4 protein-coding genes are annotated in these 4,658 nt (G+C 38.3%); all 4 read left to right on the top strand.

The genetic code is table 11. The features are described 5' to 3' along the window. On the top strand, positions 1-1,702 hold a 1,702-nt coding region (locus E1176_RS05785), incomplete at its 5' end, for a M14 family metallopeptidase (RefSeq protein WP_155209617.1). Positions 1,703-1,743: 41 nt separating this feature from the next. Beyond that, the gene (locus E1176_RS05780; protein ID WP_155209616.1) at positions 1,744-3,225 is read left to right on the top strand and encodes a cryptochrome/photolyase family protein; all 1,482 of its coding nucleotides are present in this window, start codon (positions 1,744-1,746) and stop codon (positions 3,223-3,225) included. Positions 3,226-3,326: 101 nt separating this feature from the next. Beyond that, positions 3,327-3,782, top strand: coding sequence for a DinB family protein (locus E1176_RS05775; RefSeq protein ID WP_155209615.1), 456 nt, complete (start codon positions 3,327-3,329; stop codon positions 3,780-3,782). 49 nt (positions 3,783-3,831) lie between these two features. Further along, positions 3,832-4,658 (top strand): dienelactone hydrolase family protein (locus tag E1176_RS05770; RefSeq protein WP_155209614.1); only part of this gene is annotated, 827 nt, incomplete at its 3' end.

The following is a 4,658-nucleotide window of genomic DNA, read 5'->3' as shown; positions in this document are numbered from 1 at the left end:
CCATAGTTTATTTGCCCAGGACAAGCTCCTTTCTACTTTCGAAAAATCAGAAGGTAAAGAAACAGGCACTTACACCGAAACTATTGCCTTTTATAAGCAACTGGCTGAGAAAAGTCCTAATATATCAATCACGAAGAAAGGTTTAACCGATAGCGGCCTACCCTTACATTTGGTGATTCTTGACCTGGACAAAGATTTTGATCTCAGAAAAAGTCATCAGAAAAAAAAGACCGTTATTTTAATTAATAATGGTATACACCCGGGAGAGCCTGATGGTATTGAAGCAAGCAAGATGCTTTTGCGAAACTATAGTGAAAAAGCTGAGAAAAATGAGCTGCTCGATGATGTTGTGATAGCAGTTATCCCTATTTACAATATTGGTGGCTCTTTAAATCGGAATGAATATACAAGAGCCAATCAAAACGGCCCTTTGAGCTATGGGTTTAGAGGCAATGCAAGAAACTATGATCTTAACAGGGATTTTATAAAAGCCGATACAAAGAACACGCTTTCTTTTTATGAGATTTTCCATGAGGTAAATCCAGATATTTTTATAGATACACACGTAAGCAACGGGGCTGATTATCAATATACCATAACTCACCTTGCCACTCAGCACAACAAAATGGGAGGCGATCTGGGAGTTTTCATCGAGGAGCAGTTTACACCTCAATTGGAGCAAATAATAAAAGACAAAGGAAGTGAAATTACCCCTTATGTAAATGTTTTTAATACAACCCCGGACCAATCGGGGTTTTCTCAATTCTTAGATCGTCCGAGGTATTCTACGGGTTATTCTACCTTGTTTCACTCAATAGGATTTATGATAGAAACACATATGCTCAAGCCATTCGATGAGAGAGTACATGCCACATATAACTTTTTAGAGTCAGTAGTGGAGTTGGCTGACACTCATGGATCTGACATAAAACAACTTAGACTGAAAAGGGAGGCCTTTTTTGCCGCTGGAAATCTGCACCCTGTAAGCTGGTCAATTGATAAGTCTGTCTCAAAAGACATAACATTCAAAGGTTATGAAGGAGTAAAAAAAGAAAGTACTGTAACCGGTAAAATGCGGTTGGTATATGAAAGGGACATGCCATACACAAAGACTATCCCATATTACAACACATTTAAACCTGAAGTAGAAGTGCAGATTCCGAGTGCATATATTATTCCTCAAGGTTGGTATGAGGTTATCGAAATTCTGAAATTAAATGGGGCCGTTTTTTCAAGACTACAAAGAGACACTACCATAAACGTTGAGGCCTATCGCATAGATAAATTTGAAACATCACAGTCACCTTATGAAGGCCACTATCCTCATAGCAACACCATGGTAGAAAAAGAGAAAAGAGAAGTTGATTTTAAAGCAGGGGACTACATTTTCTACACCAATCAATTTGCAGGAAGATATCTAGTAGAAGTATTGGAGCCTCAAGCCAGTGATTCTTTTTTTAATTGGAATTATTTTGACACAATTCTACAGCAGAAAGAACACTTTTCTCCTTACGTATTTGAAGATGAAGCTTACAAAATTCTTCAGGAAAATGATGCCCTCCGCATAGCTTTTAATGATAAAAAAGAGAGTGATCCAAACTTTGAAGATAATTGGTACGCCCAATTAGATTATATCTACAAAAACTCAAAGTACTATGAACCGGCTCATATGCAATATCCTGTATACCGGTTGGTTGACTAGATTAATCAAACAAACCAGTGTAATATTCTGTTAGTTTTAACATGAAAATTGCACTGGTTTTTCCCCATCAACTATATAAAAATAATCCGGCAGTAAATAATGTAGATGAGATTCTTCTTATCGAAGACCATCTTTACTTTTCGCAATACAAGTTTCATAAACAAAAACTGGTACTTCACCGGGCTTCAATGAAGTACTATCAGAATTATTTACAGCAAAAAGATCAGCAGGTAAGATATATCGAATGCAATGATCATGAAAGCCTGCAATCAATTTTCGAAGACCTTGAATTTGGTGGTGCCGACACCATTATCTATACCGATACTACTGACTATAACCTTGAAAAAAGTATCCAAAAGGCATGCGACTCATTTAATGTAAAGTGCGATAAAAAACAAACTCCAGCCTTTCTTACAAGCCTTGAAGAACTAGAAGAGATTCTACCGAAGGGAAAAGAAGGTTATTACATGGCCACCTTTTATAAAAAACAAAGAAAGCGCCTAGACGTGCTTATGGATAATGGCGAGCCTGAAGGTGGCAAATGGAGTTATGATGATGAAAATCGCAAGAAATTGCCCAAAGACCACGAAACACCGGAGATATACATTCCGCAAAAAAATGAATACCTGAAAGAAGCACTGGAGCATGTTGAAAAAGAGTTTACCGACAACTATGGCTCTCTCGAAAACTTCATTTATCCCATTACTCATTACCAGGCCGAAAAATGGTTAGATGACTTTTTAGAGCATCGAATGACGCTTTTTGGAGATTACGAAGATGCCCTGCATTCAGATGAAAAGTATATCTACCACAGCCTACTCACACCCGCTTTAAACACCGGATTGCTCACACCGGAGTATGTACTCAATCGTACATTTGAAATGCATCAAAAACACAATTATCCTTTAAATTGTCTCGAAGGCTTTGTGCGGCAAATAATTGGCTGGCGAGAGTTTATGCGAGGCATATATGAGTTTGAAGGAGTTTTTGAGCGTACTAATAATCATTGGAATCATGACAGAAAGATTCCAAAATCGTTTTGGGACGGCACAACCGGTATAAAACCCGTGGATGATGTAATTAAAAAGGTTTTGAATAATGGCTACAACCACCACATTGAGCGGCTCATGGTCATGGGCAACTTTATGCTGTTGTGTGAATTTGATCCCGATGAAATATACAGGTGGTTTATGGAAATGTATATTGATGCGTATGATTGGGTAATGGTGCCTAATGTTTACGGCATGACACAGTATGCAGATGGAGGACTGATTACTACCAAACCTTATATTTCGAGCTCCAATTACATTCGTAAGATGAGTAATTATGGCAAAGATGATTGGTGTGAAACCTGGGATGCCCTCTACTGGAGATTTATAAAGGTACACGAAGAAGAATTCAGTAATAACCAGCGCATGGGCATGATGATCAGCCTGCTAAATCGGATGGATAAGGATACTCTACAGAATCATTTAGATAAAGCTGAAAGCTTCTTGAAATCGATAATGCTTAGGGACTCTTAAAATCTAATACCGCTTAAAACAAACAGGCTTTTAGACATAAGTATAAAACCAATATTTATGTAAATTGAGCAGGAATATTAATTGCAAAATCAGTAGCTAAAATGAAGAAACATTTCATTGATCTTATAAAGTATAATGACTGGGCAAACCAGCGTGTATTGATTACACTTGAAGAGAATAATGTAGAAGATAAAGACCTACTAAAACTATACAGTCATGTTTTGAGTGCTCAAATAATTTGGCTAAACCGAATTAAGGATATACCAACATCACCTTTTCCCTTATGGGAAACATACAAGCTACGTGAGCTCCGAAGCATGACAGAAGAAAGCTCAAGAAACTGGCTCGAGCTTATAGAAAACCATCCAAATGAGACATTTGAGGAGATGATCAATTACAGTAATAATGAAGGCAAGAAGTTTGAAAACACCATGCGTGAAATTATTACTCATGTTACTAATCATAGTACTTACCATCGTGGTCAACTAGCAATTCACTTTAGGAAAAAGGACATTACACCTCCTGTTATTGACCATATTGTCTACGTGAGGGAATAAAAACATTTGCGATGGGTAGGATGTTACACCAACTAAAAACCATAAACCCATGAAAAAGCTAATTTTATCATTCTTACCTATGTTTTTTGCCACTCTTTTGATGGCTCAAGACAACATTACAATTTGTCACACACCAGCCACAGAGAGCTTTGCTTTGTTTGCCTCAAACAAGGATTTTAATGCTGATCATCGTGAACCACTGCCTTATATACACCAAAGTGAGGTAGGTAAGATGATCACCTACAAAACTAATAATGGTCCAGATGCCAATGCCTACATGCTGGAAGCGAAAGTAACTACAGATAGTTACTTATATGTAATTCATGAGTGGTGGGGGCTAAATGAGCACATCAAAAAACAAGCTGAAAAGCTGTATGATGACCTTGGTGGTGTTGTAAATGTGATAGCGCTAGACCTTTATGATGGGAAAACAGCAGACACAAGAGAAAAGGCAAGTGAACTCATGAGTTCTGTTAAAACAGACAGAGCCAAAGCAATTGTAGAAGGTGGATTGGCCATGGCTGGTTCAGGCTCAGATGTGGCAACAATAGGCTGGTGCTTTGGAGGCGGTTGGTCATTACAAACAGCCATCATGGCCGGAGATGCACTTAGAGGATGTGTAATGTATTATGGAATGCCCGAAAAGGATGTTAATCGATTAGAAAAACTTAACGGCCCGGTTTTGGCAATTTTTGCAGAGCAAGACGGTTGGATTACACCAGAAGTAGCTGACCAGTTTAAAGCAAACATGGCTGAGGCCGATCAGGAATTGACCGTAAAAATGTATGACGCTAAACATGCATTTGCCAACCCAAGCAACCCGGATTATAACAAAGAGGCGGCAGACGATGCTTATAAATTAGCGTTAGGCTTCCT

It is taken from the genome of Fulvivirga aurantia, assembly GCF_009711475.1.
Lineage (GTDB): Bacteria > Bacteroidota > Bacteroidia > Cytophagales > Cyclobacteriaceae > Fulvivirga > Fulvivirga aurantia.
This window is presented reverse-complemented; position numbering and strand designations above follow the sequence as displayed.